Origin of the sequence: Marinobacter antarcticus, assembly GCF_011049865.1 — a bacterium.
In the GTDB taxonomy this organism is placed as follows: Bacteria; Pseudomonadota; Gammaproteobacteria; order Pseudomonadales; family Oleiphilaceae; genus Marinobacter; species Marinobacter antarcticus_A.
This window is the reverse complement of sequence record NZ_DRGY01000104.1, coordinates 1-16,707: the sequence shown is the minus strand read 5'-3', so window position 1 is coordinate 16,707 and position 16,707 is coordinate 1. Positions and strand designations below refer to the sequence as shown.

Sequence of the window (16,707 nt, the reverse complement as noted above, 5' to 3'; positions counted from 1 at the left end):
TCAGCGCCCGCGATTGGACTAAAGCAGAGGTCCCAGTAAGCGAACAGCCCGACAGGTCAACCGGAAGAAAATAGAGCGACCCTCATAGTCGTGTTCGGTCATCTTGCGGCAGTGGGCGAGATCCTCTGTGAGCATGGAATTCACATCCGAAACAAACGATTCGGAGGTGTTAATCGCAATGATTTCGAAATTGAGGCGCATGGAACGGTTATCGAGGTTCGCGGTACCCACGGCTGCGTAGTGTTGGTCTACCAGAACAACCTTCTGATGCATGAATCCTGGTTGATACCGATAAATGCCGATACCGGCCTGGTTCGCCTGAACCAGATAGGAGTAGGCGGCGAGGCGCACAAGCTGGCTGTCTGATTTTTCGGGGATCATGATGCGAACGTCTACTCCGCGAAGAGCGGCTAGCTGCAGCGCGTTCACAATCTGGACATCCGGAACAAAATACGGTGAGGCAATCCAGATGCGGGACTGGGCATTGTTGATGCAGTTCAGAAAAAACAGAGTACAGGTTTCCCAGGTGTCGGCCGGCCCGGTGGGAAGTATCAGAACATGTTCGTCGCCCGGCGTACTATCTACCGGATTCCAGTCCAGTTCAGGGAATTCACCGCTGGCCCAGTTCCAGTCCTCTACCCAGGCAAGTTGAAGCCCGATAACGGCGGGGCCTTCAATGCGGCAGTGAGTATCCCGCCAAGACGCCTGATTCATCACCGCGCCCAAGTATTCATCGCCCAGATTGATGCCGCCTACAAAACCGATTTTTCCGTCGCAGATCAGCAGTTTTCTGTGGTTGCGAAAATTCATCTGAAATCGGCGACGCCGGATATTGCCATCACCGAATGAGGCAACATGGGCACCGGCGACGGTGAGTTGTTTCAGATAGGTGCGAGGCAGACCCACGCTGCCGATCTCGTCGTAAAGGAACCAGACCTGCACGCCCTCAGCCAGTTTGCGCTCCAGAACGGTCTTTATGTGCTGGCCAATTTTATCTGAGCGAACAATATAGAACTCAAGAAGAATATAGGACGTTGCGCTCTCCATTGCTTCGATCAAGGCTTTAAACGTCGCCTCGCCGTCGCGCAGCAGTGTGCACAGGTTACCTTCGGTAAAGGGTTGTCGCCCGAGTTTGCAAAGAACCTGCAGTTGTTTGTCAAACTGTTCCTGGTCCGGTTTGGAAAGAGAGGTGGTCTGCTGTTCAAAGCGATTGAGAAGATCGGTGAGAGACTGATCGCCCATGCGTCTTGCCTTAACGTACCCACCGAAGCGGGAGCGGCCAAATACAAGGAACAACGGCACAGCAATATAGGGCAGGCCGAGCAGGCCAATAATCCAGCCTATCGCCCCCTGAGCCGTGCGGTAGGTCAGAAGAATGCGATAAATGCAGGCAATGGAGCCTAAATAGAGCAGGCCAACGGCAATCGCCAGCAAAGAGGTGTCAGGCATCATTAATGTGTTTCCCGGTTAAGGTGCTGAGCTCGGTATTGCACCGGTGCCGTGCCGGTCCAGCGTTTGAAAGCCCGGCTGAACGCACTCAGCTCAGAGAACCCGAGAAGAAACGCGATTTCCCCCAGAGCATAGCGGTCGGATGCAACGTAGCGTAGGGCTTTGTCTTTGCGTACCTGCTCCACAAGTTCATGAAAACCCAAGCCTTCTTTTTTCAGCCTCCGGTACAGGGTCTGGCGGCTCATGTGGCACTGGCGCGCGAGGGTGTCTGCATCGATTTTGTCGGTCGACATCTGTTGTGAAATCAACCGGTGTATTTTCCGGCCGAATGAGCGTCGGGTCTGCAGTCGCGCCAATAGCCCATTAACCTGCCGAAGTACCGCCGAGTATACGTAGGGGTTACGGTGAGGAATGGGATGGCTCATGTGCTGGCTGTTGAATGCCAGACGGGTTGTAGCTGCCCCGAAGGTTACCGGTCCTTTGAACAGTTTTTCATATTGGTCTGCGTACTCCGGGCGTGGGTGAGCAATTTCCGCCCATTCGGCCTGTATTCCGGAAAAGATAAAATGCCGGGTACGGCAAAGCGCCGCCGCCAACGTACGATCCATATCCTGACGGCAGTAATGTTCTGGTGAATCCGCCTGCCAGGTGAGAACGGCCTGCTCACCCGTCTGCTCGAAGCTCAGGGTTACCGACTCGTTAATCAGCCTGTGTAGGCGGACATATTGCGTTACCGCCTCACCCAAGGTATCGCAATTAAAGAAGACGTGTCCAACCAGCCCCATGCGCTCTGGGTCAATAACCTGGCCTGCGTGCAGTCCTACCGCCGGGTCGCCGGTCACCTGTTCGGCGTGCTCCCAAAGTTTGTAGTGCGCTTGCGCGGGTACGCGCCTGTCCGGGTCCTCAAGCGCTGGCATAGTCAGGCCGATAAGCTGTTCTACGCGACGGCTGTCCAGAACACCTTGTCGACTCAGGTAATGCACCAGTGCCAGTGTGCTTGAGGCGGCAACGAAGAGTGTCGTTGTGGTGTCCGTAGGCATAGAGGTCACATTAGCCGTCTCATTAACGAGTTGTCATGGGTGTTGATACAAAATGTCAAGCCAGTGGGACAGTCTGTCAACGGGTTTTGCCGTCTTCAACGATAGCATTTAATGATCAGAAGAAAATAATCGGAACGCCAGTCAGGAGACGTTTTATGGAACATGAGATTTTTGTACCCCGCACAGAACGTGAGCGCGAAAATGTTGTGGCACTTGTTGAATATCTGCGCGACATTTATTGCTGTTAAGTATTCAGATTTACCATTTATGACCTTTATGCCGGGCTTTGCCCGGTTTTTTTTGTTCCGAAAAAATCCCCTCTTCACTCGTGCCACCCTCGCCACTTGCTCGAGGCGCTGGCAATGTTAATGTATCCGCATTCAAACAGCGCGATTCCCGACGGAGGCAACCTGCCCATGAGCGTTACACTGAACCATAGAATTACCGGAGAGGGTGCCCCTCTGATCATGTTGCACGGCCTGTTTGGGTCGTTGGAGAATCTGGGCGGTATTGCCCGGAAACTTCAGGGTGACTGGCAGATCCACGCATTGGATCAGCGCAATCACGGCAGCTCGCCCCATACAGATTCCATGGATTATCCGTCCATGGCCGCCGATGTGGTCGCGTACATGGATCAACAGGGCATAGACACGGCCTGTATTCTCGGGCACTCAATGGGCGGGAAAGTGGCCATGCAAGTTGCTCTGCAGGCGCCAGAACGTATCGAAAAACTGATCGTGGCCGATATTTCGCCTGTCGCTTACAAGGCCGGCCATGATGCTATTCTTGAAGGCTTGACGCAGCTTGACCTCACCAATGTGCGCTCGCGTGGTGATGCAGGAAAGCAGCTGGCGGAGTTTGTCGAGATGGCGTCTACAAGGCAGTTTTTGTTGATGAATCTTGAGCGAATTCCCAAACAGGAACAATCAGCAGGTGGCCCGGTCTACCGCTGGCGCCTGAACCTGAAGGCTATCGAATCGTGTTATTCCAACCTGGCTGGAGCGCCAACAGCCGACGCCCCATACGATGGGCCGGTTCTGTTTCTCAAAGGTGCCGATTCTGCCTATATTCAGGACAAGCATAAGGATGAGATCTATCGCCTGTTTCCCCACGCTCAACTGAGCATAATCGAGGGAACCGGGCATTGGTTGCACGCTGAGAAAACAGACATCTTTGTGGGTTTGTGCCGACAGTTTCTGGAAGAACACGGTGCCGACTGAGCTCTCATAACAATAAACGGATAACGGGCAGGTCAAGCGTATGAAGTGGTTGATGGGGGCAGGGTTGCTGCTGTTGCTTTTGATGGGCGGTTTTGTTCTGGTTCCGTCGCCTGTCGACGCCCTGGCGTGGCAGCCGCCGGCGCCTGTGCCAATGAAGGGTTTGTTGGCTCCGAATGAGTACTTGCGCAAGGCAGAGCTGTTGGCCCAGGGCCAGGTTTACGGGCCTGAGGATACAACCGTTAACTCCGAAGGTGTGATCTTTGCGGGAACCCAGGACGGTTATATTGTGCGGGTATTTCCGGACGGTCGCGTTGACAACTGGCTTTCCACCGGAGGCCGACCCCTTGGGTTGGTGTTTGATCAAGAGGGAAACCTGATTGTCGCCGATGCCTGGAAAGGCCTGCTTTCAATTGCGCAGGATGGAAACATCACCGTGCTTGCCCGCGAAGCTCAGGGAATACCGTTCCGGTTTACGGATGACGTCGATATCGCCGCGGACGGCAGGATCTATTTCACCGATGCCAGTTCCCGTTTTCATCAACCGGATTACCAGCTCGACCTGTTGGAAATGAGACCCCACGGCCGGCTTTTGCGTTACTCTCCGCAAACCGGTGAGGTTGAGGTGTTAATAGGCAATATGTACTTTGCCAACGGCGTTGCCGTGGCGCCAGACGACGATTATGTGCTGGTAAACGAAACCTGGAAATACCGCATTCTGCGCTATTGGATAAAAGGGCCGAAAGCCGGCCAGACGGAGGTGTTTGCGGATAACCTGCCCGGCTTCCCCGACAACCTTGCAGTGGATGAAAAAGGCCGGTTCTGGGTGGCTTTCCCCACTCTGCGCAACGCCAGCATCGACACGCTGCATCCGAAGCCCTGGCTTAAGGAGCTGGTGGCCAAGTTGCCCAAGAGTCTGCAACCTGCGCCTCAAAAATACGGTCTGGCGGTCGCATTTGATCCCGATGGCAAAGTAATCACCAGCCTCCACGATACGCAGGGCGAGCATCTGCAGGAAATTACATCGGTCAACCCACGGGATGGCTACCTGTATTTTGGTTCACTTCACAATGACCGTATTGGGCGGCTACCGTTGCAGAACATTCCGGGCCTTGGAGAGTAGTAATGACAGAACAGCCGCTACAGCAACTACAGTGGGATTTGCCGGATCCTTTCATCCTCGAAATTCAGGTGATTGAAGGCGACACTGACCGGCTGGGGCACGCCAATAACGTGGTCTATGTGCGCTGGCTGGAGGATATAAGCTGGGCCCATGTCGAGAGCCTGGGCATGACGTGGGAACTGCATGAGGCGACCGGCAAAGCCATGGCTATAACCCGCACTGAAATTGACTATCTGGCCGCAGCCAATGCCGGAGACCGTTTGTTAATGGGCACTTGGCTGAGCGGCTTCGACGGTCGTTTCCGCTCTGAGCGGCGGTTTCAGTTGATACGCCCGGCCGATGGCAAAACCCTGGTCCGGGCTGGGTCAACCCACGCCTGTGTGGATCTGAAAACCCAGAGACCTTCACGTGCACCCAAAGAGTTTGCAGACATAATGAAAGCTGCCTGTGTGGTCGGTGGGAAAGCGCTATAAAGAGCCTGAGTCACTATTCTCACCAACTTCTGTTAGTCTTGTGGCAGAGCCGTAGAGCCTGTCCCTGCTAACCCTATCGCCCGGAGATACCCATGGAAACGCCCGTTAACAAGCATTCTGATTCTTCCATGCGCCAGGTGGTGTACCGCCAGTTTGGTGAACGTGATGTTTTGCAGGTTGTCACCTCGGATATACCCACGCCGGCAGAAAAGCAGGTGCTGATTCGCGTTCACGGCGCCGGGCTTAATCCCATTGATTGGAAAACCCGCAAAGGCTTCGGGTTTGTGGCACAGCAAATTGAAAGCTCGTTGCCCTGGACCCCAGGCTACGATGTTGCCGGTGAGGTGGTTGCGATCGGTGAGGGCGTAACCACGCTCGCACCCGGCGACCGGGTTATGGGAATGATTGGCTTTCCACTGAATGGTGGCGGTTATTCCGCATACGCACTGGCGACCGCAGATGAGTTGGCTATCGTGCCGGAAGAGCTTGATCTGGTAACAGCCGGGGCGCTGCCCCTTGCCGCGCTCACCGCGTGGCAGGCGCTGTTTGAAGTGGCCAAGCTAGAACCCGGGCAAAAAATTCTTGTGCACGCAGGCGCTGGCGGTGTGGGGCATTTTGCCGTGCAGTTCGCGCTGACACGGGGTGCCCACGTTATTGCAACGGCGTCAGCGGGCAACCGGGATTTTCTTTCAAAGCTTGGTGTTCATGAGGTTATCGATTATCACACCACCGACATTGTTGATGAATGTTATGGGCTGGATGTAGTGCTGGATCTGGTCGGCGGCGACACAGGTAAGCGGTCTCTGCGTACCCTGGGTGAGAATGGCATGCTGGTTACCATTCCGACAATCACCGCAGACGAGATTGTCAGTGCGGCCGAAGACCTGGGACTAAGGGCCCATGGTATGACCGTTCGCCCGGACGTGTTCCATCTGGATGAAATTGCCGAGCTTATTGAGCACGGTGATGTGAAAGTGCACGTCGAGAAAGCCTTTACGCTGGATCAGGTGGCTCAGGCCCACGATCTTCTTGAAGGTGGGCACGTGCGTGGCAAACTTGTTCTGGATTGCCGTTAGGCTGGGTTTTTATCCAGCGCCGAGGGCTTTTGGCTCTGAGCTGAAGGCTCTTTGCCCTCACCATTTTCCCGATCTCTTTTTTCTTTGTGATTTTGGGGTGGCACCAGGCTGATCAATATCCAGTCGTCGCCAGGCTTCAGGTCGTCCATGCTGCGCACCGGTTTAATGCGGTCTTTGCTGTCGAAGATGAATAGCACCAACGCCTGCCCGCCGTATTTTTTGAGGAAGTCTTTGTAGCCGAACTCTTCACTGAGCTCTGTAGTCTTTACGGAGTAACCCTGGCTGGCAAGGCTGGCAAGTTTAGCGTAACTCACGCCGTCGAACAGGCCTCGTGTCATCTGGATTTTCTCGGCGGTCTGGTGTCGGGCCTTCTGGTCCTGATCGCCTTCTGCAAGGCTGAACACGTTGGTGTCGCCGAACCAGTCGAGGAAGTGATAAGTCGCCAGCGAGTTCATGTGCTTGTAAGGAGAGACCACCAATAGATTGCCGATACCGGTGAGGTCAAGATTGCTTGAGGCATGCTCGGAGATCGGGTTCCCGAAATACACCTTCAGGTTGTCCATGCGCGCCTGACGCACGTTTTCCCAGTTGGTGTCCGCCAGAGTAACCGGAACCTCGTGTTTTTTCAGGGCCTGGCCGATCATGCGGGCAACCGGGTTGGCGCCGAGAATCAGGAAGCCAAACTCCGCCGGTTCAGTTACGTTCAACAGCCGGGCGATTGGCCGCGCCGTCAGGCTTTGCAGGGTGACCGTTGTGATGATCAGAACAAACACCATAGGCACCAAAGCGGCGGCACTTTCATAGCCGAGTTTCTGGAGCTGGAATGCGAACAGGGCAGAAACCGCTGCCGCAACAATACCCCTGGGAGCCACCCAGCTCAAAAACAGTTTTTCCCGCCAGTTGAGATCTGTCCCTATGGCCGATAAAAACACACTGAGCGGGCGGGCAACCAGCATAAGCAACGCCAGAACCACCGCCAGACCCCATCCCAAATCCGCAATGGCTGCAAACTCAACCCTCGCCGCCAGGATGATGAACAATGCCGATATCAAAAGCACGCTCAAGGATTCTTTGAACTCGAGAATGCTGTCTACCGAGACCTGTTTCATATTGGCCATCCAGATCCCCATGACCGTGACCGTGAGCAAGCCGGATTCGTAGGCCAGCTCATTGGAGAAAGCGTACACGCCAAGCATGAAGGTAAGTGTGCCGGCATTGTGCAGGTATTGCGGCATCAGGTGTTTGCGCAGCACCAGGCCATTCAGATAGCCGGCAAGCGCACCGGTTACGAAGCCAATCAGGAGTGTTTTGCCGAAAATATAAAGGGAGTGACCGAACACGTTGCCCTGGCCCCAGGAAACGATACCCTCGAACACCAAAACCGCCAGCAATGCCCCCACAGGATCAATGATGATGCCTTCCCAGCGAAGAATGTTCGCCAGTTTGGCGGTTGGGCGAACTGAGCGTAGCAGAGGCGCGATAACGGTCGGGCCGGTAACAATGGAAATGGCGCCGAATAGCAGGGCGACGGCCCAGGAAATATCCAGAACCCAGCGTGCTGCCAGGGTGCCGATAATGCCGGTAATGATGGACCCTATGGGGATGAGGTTGCGCGCCATTTTGCTGTGCCCGCGAATTTCTTCGAAACGCAGAGTCAGGCTGCCCTCAAACAGAATGATGGCGACGGCAAGAGAGACCAATGGAAACAGCAAATCGCCAAATACGTCGTTCGGTGCCAGGTACCCCAGAACCGGGCCCGCGAGAAGGCCGCCGGCGAGCAGAAAAAGAATGGCTGGCATGCGCACACGCCATGCGAGCCACTGGCAAGACAGTGAGAGAACACCAATGCTTGCGAGAATCAGGACAGTGCTGGCGGGCATAAGGGTCTGGAATCCGTAAGGTTAGAGGTTGGTGCGTCGTGCAATGCGATTTAACAGTCTGGAGGCGGCAAACAGGCCAAAGCTGGCGGTAACCGGGCACGAGGCACCGAAGCCCGAAGCACAGTCGAGCCGAGAGGGTCCCGCTGTTGCCGGCTTTTGCCGGCAGACCTCACCGTCTTCGGCAGGATACGTGAGCTGTTCTGTCGAGTATACGGCCTCCATGCCGAAGCGCCGCTTGGGGTTGCGGGAGAAGCCGTACTCGCGCCGCAAAAGGTTTCGAACCTTGGCCAGCAAAGGGTCTTGTGTGGTCTTGCTAAGATCCGCTACCAGAATTTTGGTCGGGTCTGTTTGGCCTCCCGCGCCCCCTGCGCAAATGATCGGGATTTTTCCACGCTGACAGTGGGCAATCAGCGCCGCTTTCGGCTTTACGCTGTCTATGGCGTCGATCACACCGGTCATGTCAGGCGTGATCAGATCCGTGAGATTTTTCAGGGTAAGAAAGCCAAAATGGATGCGGATGTGAGCCTGGGGGTTGATCGCTTTGAGGCGCTCGGCCATGGCATCGGTTTTGGTGCGCCCGTATTGGCCTTCAAGAGCATGCAGTTGACGGTTGGTGTTGGACACGCAGATGTCATCCATATCAACCAGTGTAATTGTGCCAATACCGCTTCGTGCCAGCGCTTCGGCCGCCCATGAGCCGACCCCGCCCAGGCCAATAACGGCAATGTGGGCGTCGCGAAAGGCGTGCAGCACACGACGCCCGTACAGTCGCTCAATACCCCCAAAGCGGAAAGCGTAATCGTCTGCGTTCATGCGGTCTCCGTTCAGATCCGGCCGCAAGCCGGAGGCTGTAAAAAAGTGCATTAAAAAATGCGTCAAAGGGCGTAATTGTACCCCAGTGGCGAAGCAGACAGAAAACGCCTGCAAAAAAGCCACGCGATACGTGGTTCTCTCTGGCTTAAATACACTTCTGTGAACGTTTTAGCGGTCTGCGGCGCCCGTTGTTCGTATAACGTTGAGAACCAGATGGAGGATGACATGACGCGAATTCTCGTGGCCGGCGTATCCGGTGCGATCGGTGGTGCGATGGTGGAAGCCCTGCTGGATCGAGATGAAGAATCGTTAGTGGTGGGCCTTTGCCGCGACCCATCGACGTTGCCTGAACCACTGCGCAGCCACAGCCGCGTGACCTTGCTGGCCTGGGATGCGGAAGATGATCAGTCGCCGGGCGTGATCGCTCAGGCTCTCGAAAAAACGATGTCGGCTGACAACGGCATTGATACGTTCATTTACGCCGCCGGACTATTGCACGACGGCCCCATGTTTCCGGAAAAACGCCTGGAAGAACTGCAAGCGAAGAGTATGGCGCGGGCCTTTGCCGTAAACGCGACTGGCTTTGCTTTGCTGGTTCAGGCGTTGCTGCCCTGGTTTCGGCACCGTGGCTTAAAACGGATCGTCGCCATCTCGGCCAAAGTGGGGTCAATCGAGGATAATCGTCTGGGAGGATGGTATGCGTATCGAAGTTCAAAAGCGGCTCTGAACATGCTGGTAAGAACGCTTTCAGTGGAGCTCCCTCGCCGCTGCAAACCCATTGCTTGCGTATCGCTGCACCCGGGGACAACCGAGTCGGCACTGAGCGATCCTTTCAGGCAGTCCCTGGCGCAGCTTCAGGTTCACAGCGCCGCTGAAACCGCTGGAAACCTGCTGACGGTTGTTGAGGGAATGACGTCTGAGGATAACGGCCGCTTTTTGAGCTGGGACGGCTCAGAGCTCCCTTGGTAAAAAGTAAAAGCGGACATTGAGAAAAAATCAGCGAATAAACGGATTCAGCATGCGCGTGAAGATTCCGGTCAACTTGACCGGCGCACTCAATACGGAAAGCGTGATGCAGTCTTCGCCCCCGACTGCGACAGGCTTGTGCTCATCCTGGTCGGTCAGAACTACAAAATCCCATTGGTTGAATACGCCTTTCTGATCGGCGAACGCACCCTGCAATACGATAGTTGTTTCATTGCCCCGGTGGGTATGAGCCGGAGCTTTGCCTCCAGAGACCAGTTTTTGCAGAACAACCTGCTCGTTCTGATCTGGAAATTTTTCCGTAATGTCCAACACGCTAACGTCGCCTAACTGACGTTTCCATGGCAGATTATTGACGTCGTCCCCAAGAAGCTTTTGAAGAACGCTGATTCTGGGTGACGTTTTCGCTGTGTGCTGAGGCGAAGGTGAGCTGTCTATTTTTGCCAGAATGCTTTCAAACATTGATTCCGAAACGCTGACCTTGGGTTGGCGCTCCATCATCACAGCGCCAAGGCTGTCGAGCGTGTCGACCCGGCTGCGGCAAAGGGAACACTCATCAAGGTGCAGCCGTATGCACAGGGCATGAGGCTCGCTCAGGTTGCCTGCACTGAACTCCATCAAGGTCAGGCTTTCGGGGTGATGCCGTGTCATACGTTCTGATCCTGCAAAATCACTTTCAACTTGTTCAGCGCAAGGCGCACCCGACTCTTGACCGTACCGAGAGGAATGTTCAACTCGTTAGCCACCATTTGATGGGACTTCTGCTCCATATACACCTTGGCTATCACGGTAATCTGTTCCTCTGGCAAATGGCGCAGAGATTCTCTGACTCGCCGCTCTGACATCAGGCGATGGAGTGACGTTACCGGTTCGTTCTCGTCTTCGCCGGGGATCTGCCACAGGTCTTCTGTCTCTACCTGCATTTCTGCGCTGGTGCGGCGCATTTTACGAAGCATATCAATGCGCTGGTTTCGCGCTATGGTAAAAATCCAGGTTGAAGCTGCAGCTTTCTGCCAATCGTAAAGACAGGCGCGCCTCCAAATGGAAACAAAAACTTCCTGCACCAGCTCCTCTGCGTGGCTGGCCATGCCATTTGCCATAGCGTAATACTTGAGCTGCGGGGCAAAGTGCTCAAACAATGCATGATACGCTTGGCGATCCTGGCTCTTTCCAACTTTCACCAACAACTGGCTCCAGGGATCTTTTCGGCCCTCACCGCGTGTTGGTTTCTGTTCCAGTGTGGTCACCGGACGCTCCTTGACAGTCGCATGATTTAAACTCGTTCTGTTTGTCATTCTATGCACTCGTCCCGGGTTTGTCAGTCGTGATATGTACGCCCCCGTTCTTTGTGTGGATCAGACCCCGGTTAAAGTAATGTTGTGATCCGTCTGCCCTTTGATGACTTTATTAACGCGCTTTAGTCCTCCAGATACGTGTAGCCTTCAAGCCCGGCCGCAAGCTCGTCAAACAAGGAGGACTGGGTATCCTGGGTCAGACCGCTTGCGGCAAACTTTTCCCGATACGCCTTCAGGAGCGTCTGAGGTTCAAAGTTCACATATCTGAGCACGCTGGCCACGGTATCACCGGTAATGGGAGCGCTGATGTTGAAGCTGCCATTGTCGTTCAGGCGCACGTCCACCGAATGAGTGTCACCAAACAAATTGTGCATATCTCCCAGAATTTCCTGATAGGCACCGGTCATGAAAAATCCCATCAACAAAGGTTCACCGGGCTCGTCTTCAGGCAATGGCAGGGTGGTTTCCGTGCCCTGGCCATCCACATAACGGTCGATGCGGCCGTCTGAATCGCAGGTGATATCCTGTATAACGGCACGTCGGGTAAGGGGGCGGTTTAAACCGTTAACCGGCATGATCGGAAAGATCTGATCGATACCCCATACGTCCGGCAGTGACTGGAACAAAGAAAAGTTCACGAAGAGTTTGGCGGCCAGCTTTTCGTTCAGCTCGTCAATGATTTCGCGGTGACCTCGGCTATTCATGTCCAGTTGGTTCTGCAACATCCGACAGCAGCGAATATAGAGTGTTTCTGAATCTGCGCGCTCTTGCAAAGAGAGCAGACCGTGGGCGAACTGGCTATGAACATCTGCCATCGCGTGCAGCACATCGTGATAAATTTCCACCAGTGAGCGCGGAGATTCGGGGTCCTCCAGGCTTTCCAGGTCGCGCCAGAGATCCTGTAACGGTGTTGGTGCGTCCTGCTGTGGCTGCCTGGCAGGGCGCTCTTCCGGCTCTTCGTGGTCAATGACATTGGTAACCAGTACCGAGTGGTGCGCGGTTAACGCCCGGCCGGATTCGCTGATCAGATCCGGATGGGGAAGGTCGTGGCGGTCACACTCAGCTTGCAGCACGTGCACCACGTTGTAGGCGTATTCGTGCATGCTGTAGTTCATTGAACAGGCGCTGCGCGAACGGGTGCCCTCATAATCAACGCCCAGCCCACCGCCAATATCAACGGTATTCACCGGAGCGCCCATTTGCCGGAGCTCACTGTAAAAGCGCGCACATTCCCGCAATCCGGTCTGGATGTCGCGAATATTGGCAATCTGGGAGCCCAGATGAAAGTGCAGAAGTTGAAGGGTGTCCAACGCATTGGCCTTGCGCAGTGTGCTCACCACATCCAGAACCTGGCTGGCGGACAACCCGAATTTGGATTTTTCACCGCCCGTGTTCTGCCAGTTACCCTTGCCGATGGTCGCCAGGCGCACGCGCACGCCCAGAAGCGGAGACACCTCAAGCTTTTTGGCCTCATCCAGAATTAGCGGCAGCTCCGACTGCTTTTCCACCACAATAAACACCCGGTGGCCAAGCTTTTGACCGATCAGGGCGAGGCGGATGTACTCCCGGTCTTTGTAGCCGTTGCACACAATCACAGAGCCTGGCTGCCGGGCCAGCGCCAGCACCGCCATGAGTTCAGGTTTACTGCCGGCCTCCAGGCCGATCTGCCCGTTGCTGGCGGCTGGTTCCGCGGCGATCAGCTCTTCAACTACCCGGCGTTGCTGGTTCACCTTGATGGGGTAAACAGCGGTGTACTGCCCTTTATAGCTATGCTCTTCGGCAACCTTGTTGAACGCGTTGCAGAGCTTATTCACCCGGTCGTGAAGAATGTCGGTAAAACGCACCAGCACAGGTAGTTGAAGCCCGGAGCACACTAGCGAGCGAGTGAGCTCCGGCAGATTGATTTCCGCGGCGCTCTTGCCACGGTTTGGCCGTATAACAACCTCACCCTCTGGATTAACGCCTATATAACCATCGCTCCAGTGGGCAATGTTATAGACCTTATGAGCCGGGGAGTCGTTGGTATTGCTCATGACTGCTATCCTTCTGGAAAAACCGGGGCCGGGGAGACCGGCTGAATGGCTGGTATTGTAGAGGCTGGCCCTTGCACCGGAAAGCCTTGCCTCTACAATACGCTTCTTGATCAAGCGCCCGGGTTTCGCAGGAGAACACCATGACAACGCTGAACGACAACTGGTTTACTGAGGTATTCCAGGATCAGGGAACCGCATTTTCCCTGCAGGTGAAACAGAAGCTGCACGAAGAGCAGACGCAATTTCAGAAGCTGGAAATCTATGAAACCGACACCTTCGGCAACCTGATGGTGCTGGATGGCTGCGTGATGCTCACCACCCGGGACAATTTTCTCTACCACGAAATGATGACCCATCCGGCTCTGTTCACTCACAAAAAGCCGAGAAAAGTCGTGATTGTTGGCGGTGGAGACTGCGGCACACTGAAAGAAGTACTGAAACACCCCGATGTGGAAGAAGCCTGGCAGGTTGAAATCGACGAGCGCGTTACCCGCGTGTCCGAGGAGTATTTCCCCGAGTTGTGTACATCCAACGACGATCCCCGGGCCAATTTCTTCTTTGGCGACGGCATAAAGTGGATGCGGGAAGTGGATCCGGGCAGCATCGATATTCTGATTATCGACAGCACCGATCCGGTCGGCCCAGCCGAGGGCTTGTTTGCTCTGGATTTCTACCGCGATGCCATGCTGGCGCTGGGTGAAGGCGGCATTATTGTGCAGCAGAGCGAATCGCCTCTATTGCACACTCATACTATTATTAAAGATATTCACAGCGACATGCGTAAGGCCGGCTTTGAGCATGTGCAAACGCTGCCGTTCCCCCAGCCCGTTTACCCCACCGGCTGGTGGAGCTGTACCATGGCTTCCAAAGACAATCTGGTTAAGTATTTCCGTGAGGACGATGCAAACAATCGCCCGTTCGTAACCCGCTACTATAATGCAGGCATTCACCACGGCGCACTCGCCATGCCCCAGTTCATGATCGACGCGCTGGAAGACGAGGTGCGGCCGCAAGAGGGTTAAATTAAGAGCCTGCGCCACCACGCGCGTCTGTTACAATGCCAAGGGGGGTCTGGGCTGGAACGCGCTGATGCCGCCCTCATTCGAGAGGTAAAATGATTAAGCAGAACGAACCTGAGCTGACGCCTCAACAGGCGCTTGCGCAAACCCTGGAAAATTGTCAGCCCGACACGCTGCTGGTGTGCGGTACGCTGCCGGTTCGTCTGGGCCGCGCCTGGCATAAGCAGCATCCGGACAAACACTACACCGAACTTTTGCTGTCAGCGCCCAACAACGGTCTGGCGTTGGCGCATACTCACGATCTGGCACTGATTGAGGGCGCTCTTGAGCAGTTGACCCATGAAGAAGGCATCCTGATGCTCGGCCAGCTACGCAACTTTGGCACGCATCAGATAGCCGTGATTATGACCAACGAGTCGGGTTGGCGACTGAATGACTTTCTTGGCCTCGGTTTCCAACGTCAGGCGCGCCTGCTGGGGACCCCAGCGCGCACCTTATATACCTACAACATCGATAGTTACAACCGACGGCGGGACTGGAACAACCCCCGATACTGGGCTAACCCGGAAATGTGGGACGAGGACCGCGAGTAAGCACTCGCCATGTCCCAGTTTTTGATCGATGCCTGAAAGACCAGATGCGGCGGCGAGAGGGTTACCTCAAGAATCTACTCCACCACCCAGATACGCTCCAGTGTCAGCTCGTCCGGGTCAAATTGATACACACTGATGCCGCCGGTAGACTGATGCCCCATCGCCAGAATACCCGCTTCCGGTGAGGTGGCTATTGCAGTGTTGCGGTCGTATTGGCTGCCGTAGGTGACCAGCTTGGGTGACTCGCCCAGGTCAAAATACTTCACGGGCCAAGGGCTGCCGGTTTTGAACAGGGCAGTCATGTGGCTGTCGTTGCCGAAGCGGAGGTAGTATTCGCTGTTGTGGATGAAGGCTACGGCGATGGTGAAAGTGTTGAGACCTCCAGAATCTTCGATGAGTTTACTTTTGTCCCAATTTCTCGGATCACCCGTTTCAAAAGGCGTATCCTCAAGATAAATCCCGCTATGATATCTCGCTACTCGGCTTCGGTTAGCTGGCTGGTCTGTGTTCCAGAATAACCCGATTCCAGCCTCATCCGCGCTAACCACCCATTGCCCGTCTGGGCTGATGGTGGCGTGGGTTTTGGAAGAGTTGCCATCCAGCTTGGCACTTGGCTGTCCGGTTTCGAGATTCCATAGGGCAACGCTGTAAAGGTGTTGGTAGTCCGCCCCCTGATCCAGAACTTCTTGTAGCGAACGATAATAAGGCGGATCAAAACCCTTGGGCTCTCCACTTCCTGCGGAAACAATCCATTGCTCAGATTCGTCAATTGAGAGATTAAACAGCTTGTAATAGCCGAAAAAGGCCTTGCGGTCGGTTGCTTTCAGGGTGTCTGTAGATCCGTCTTCTGTTCTTTGAAATAGGCCCCAGCCAATGTCGGAGTAATAGTAGGTGCTGAGATCGTGGGTCATGAGATGACCATAGGTGGACTTGTCTAGCTCAAAAGACTTTTTAATTTCACCGTTTACCGATTGAGCGGTGACTGCGTTGTCGAGATCCTGCCAAAGAAAAATGGGCTGACGCTTGATGAAGTAGGCGCTGTAAATATTGGCGTTGCGGCTGATAATTCTACGGCTATGCTCTTCCATATCCCACAAAATAAGCTTTTGGTCCTTGTGGGCGGTGATTGCAAATCTCCCGTTTGAAGAAACAGAGGCGCTCATAATCGGCCCGGCGGACTGATAGGCTTGCCACAAGCTGTATCCCGCGGTGAACGTTAGCAAGAGTAGCAAAAGCGCCCTTAGATTGAATTTGCTCATTAGTAACGTCCAAACTTCGAATTTTTAATCAAATTGTTCTGCATGATTTCTTGCTGATAGGTTTCTTCAAACAACTCTTGTGTGGGAACTCTCATCCCTGAATGACTAAAAAGCCATTTTGATTGATCAACAGGAAAGAGCTTCCCGTTAGCCAGTGACTCATCGAGAAATACATCGAACTCGATTGCACTCTCGCCAGCGACTTCCTTAAACCCCACATACCCCAACGCAGGCCGTGGCGGTTGCTCCGGAACCCAGTTATTCACCGCAAGCTTCTTCAAACGCAAAACATAATCCTTCGCTACTTTCGGGCTTACGCTGGCGCGGTGGTTCAATGGTGACAACAGGGTGTACTCAGGCGGCCGTTCCCCGTTGCGCAAGCAGTCGATACAGGGCTGCCAGAGAGCATTCGCTTCGGCGAGAATGTCCTTTTCCAACCTGGCCCAATTTTCT

16 protein-coding genes are annotated in these 16,707 nt (G+C 54.6%); 7 read left to right on the top strand and 9 right to left on the bottom strand.

The genetic code is table 11. From position 1 onward, the window contains the following. Positions 1–18: 18 nt before the first annotated feature. Entirely contained in the window at positions 19–1,449 is a 1,431-nt protein-coding gene (gene cls, locus ENI00_RS13270; protein ID WP_304103233.1) for a cardiolipin synthase, read from the bottom strand. Between the two features lie 2 nt (positions 1,450–1,451). Beyond that, complete coding sequence (locus tag ENI00_RS13265) at positions 1,452–2,489, bottom strand: AraC family transcriptional regulator (protein WP_304103230.1); 1,038 nt, start codon at positions 2,487–2,489, stop codon at positions 1,452–1,454. Between the two features lie 416 nt (positions 2,490–2,905). Between ENI00_RS13265 and ENI00_RS13260 the strand changes: the two genes are divergently transcribed. The 4 genes from ENI00_RS13260 to ENI00_RS13245 all read left to right on the top strand — a co-directional run bounded on the left by ENI00_RS13260 (position 2,906) and on the right by ENI00_RS13245 (position 6,378). Then, positions 2,906–3,709: an alpha/beta fold hydrolase gene (locus ENI00_RS13260; RefSeq protein WP_304103227.1), complete on the top strand. Its 804-nt coding sequence runs from the start codon at positions 2,906–2,908 to the stop codon at positions 3,707–3,709. 40 nt (positions 3,710–3,749) lie between these two features. After that, positions 3,750–4,829, top strand: a complete 1,080-nt coding sequence (locus tag ENI00_RS13255) for an SMP-30/gluconolactonase/LRE family protein (protein WP_304103224.1) — start codon at positions 3,750–3,752, stop codon at positions 4,827–4,829. 2 nt (positions 4,830–4,831) lie between these two features. Next, complete coding sequence (locus ENI00_RS13250) at positions 4,832–5,302, top strand: acyl-CoA thioesterase (RefSeq protein WP_304103221.1); 471 nt, start codon at positions 4,832–4,834, stop codon at positions 5,300–5,302. A gap of 92 nt (positions 5,303–5,394) precedes the next feature. After that, positions 5,395–6,378, top strand: coding sequence for an NADP-dependent oxidoreductase (locus ENI00_RS13245; protein ID WP_304103218.1), 984 nt, complete (start codon positions 5,395–5,397; stop codon positions 6,376–6,378). Here the strand turns inward: ENI00_RS13245 and ENI00_RS13240 are convergent. Then, positions 6,375–8,258, bottom strand: coding sequence for a cation:proton antiporter (locus ENI00_RS13240; protein ID WP_304103215.1), 1,884 nt, complete (start codon positions 8,256–8,258; stop codon positions 6,375–6,377). The two genes, ENI00_RS13245 and ENI00_RS13240, sit on opposite strands and share 4 nt — an antisense overlap. A gap of 21 nt (positions 8,259–8,279) precedes the next feature. Next, positions 8,280–9,071, bottom strand: coding sequence for a tRNA cyclic N6-threonylcarbamoyladenosine(37) synthase TcdA (tcdA, locus tag ENI00_RS13235; RefSeq protein ID WP_304103212.1), 792 nt, complete (start codon positions 9,069–9,071; stop codon positions 8,280–8,282). A 225-nt stretch (positions 9,072–9,296) separates the two neighbouring features. Between tcdA and ENI00_RS13230 the strand changes: the two genes are divergently transcribed. Next, positions 9,297–10,040 carry an SDR family oxidoreductase gene (locus ENI00_RS13230; protein WP_304103210.1) on the top strand — a complete coding sequence of 248 codons (744 nt, stop codon included), beginning with the start codon at positions 9,297–9,299 and terminating at the stop codon, positions 10,038–10,040. Positions 10,041–10,067: 27 nt separating this feature from the next. On the opposite strand, the gene ENI00_RS13225 is transcribed toward ENI00_RS13230, so the two are convergent. From ENI00_RS13225 to speA, 3 genes are all read right to left on the bottom strand, one after another. Next, positions 10,068–10,706 (bottom strand): ChrR family anti-sigma-E factor, encoded by a 639-nt coding sequence (locus ENI00_RS13225; protein WP_304103207.1) that lies wholly within the window; start codon positions 10,704–10,706, stop codon positions 10,068–10,070. Continuing rightward, positions 10,703–11,302 (bottom strand): sigma-70 family RNA polymerase sigma factor, encoded by a 600-nt coding sequence (locus tag ENI00_RS13220; protein WP_304103204.1) that lies wholly within the window; start codon positions 11,300–11,302, stop codon positions 10,703–10,705. Before ENI00_RS13220 ends, ENI00_RS13225 begins: the two co-directional genes overlap by 4 nt. A 170-nt stretch (positions 11,303–11,472) precedes the next feature. Then, a complete protein-coding gene (gene speA, locus ENI00_RS13215) occupies positions 11,473–13,383 on the bottom strand; it encodes a biosynthetic arginine decarboxylase (RefSeq protein WP_304103201.1) in 1,911 nt (636 codons plus the stop codon). Positions 13,384–13,523: 140 nt separating this feature from the next. Here speA and speE point away from each other — a divergent pair, with 140 nt between their 5' ends. Together speE and ENI00_RS13205 are read left to right on the top strand one after the other, a co-directional pair. Next, positions 13,524–14,405, top strand: a complete 882-nt coding sequence (gene speE, locus ENI00_RS13210) for a polyamine aminopropyltransferase (RefSeq protein WP_304103198.1) — start codon at positions 13,524–13,526, stop codon at positions 14,403–14,405. A 92-nt stretch (positions 14,406–14,497) separates the two neighbouring features. After that, positions 14,498–14,995 (top strand): DUF6231 family protein, encoded by a 498-nt coding sequence (locus tag ENI00_RS13205; RefSeq protein WP_304103195.1) that lies wholly within the window; start codon positions 14,498–14,500, stop codon positions 14,993–14,995. Positions 14,996–15,069: 74 nt separating this feature from the next. Here ENI00_RS13205 and ENI00_RS13200 read toward each other — a convergent pair whose 3' ends face one another. After that, positions 15,070–16,254: a WD40 repeat domain-containing protein gene (locus ENI00_RS13200; RefSeq protein WP_304103192.1), complete on the bottom strand. Its 1,185-nt coding sequence runs from the start codon at positions 16,252–16,254 to the stop codon at positions 15,070–15,072. Further along, positions 16,254–16,707, bottom strand: a 454-nt coding sequence (locus ENI00_RS13195; RefSeq protein ID WP_304103189.1) for a hypothetical protein, incomplete at its 5' end; no start/stop codon positions are given. The genes ENI00_RS13195 and ENI00_RS13200, both read right to left, overlap by 1 nt.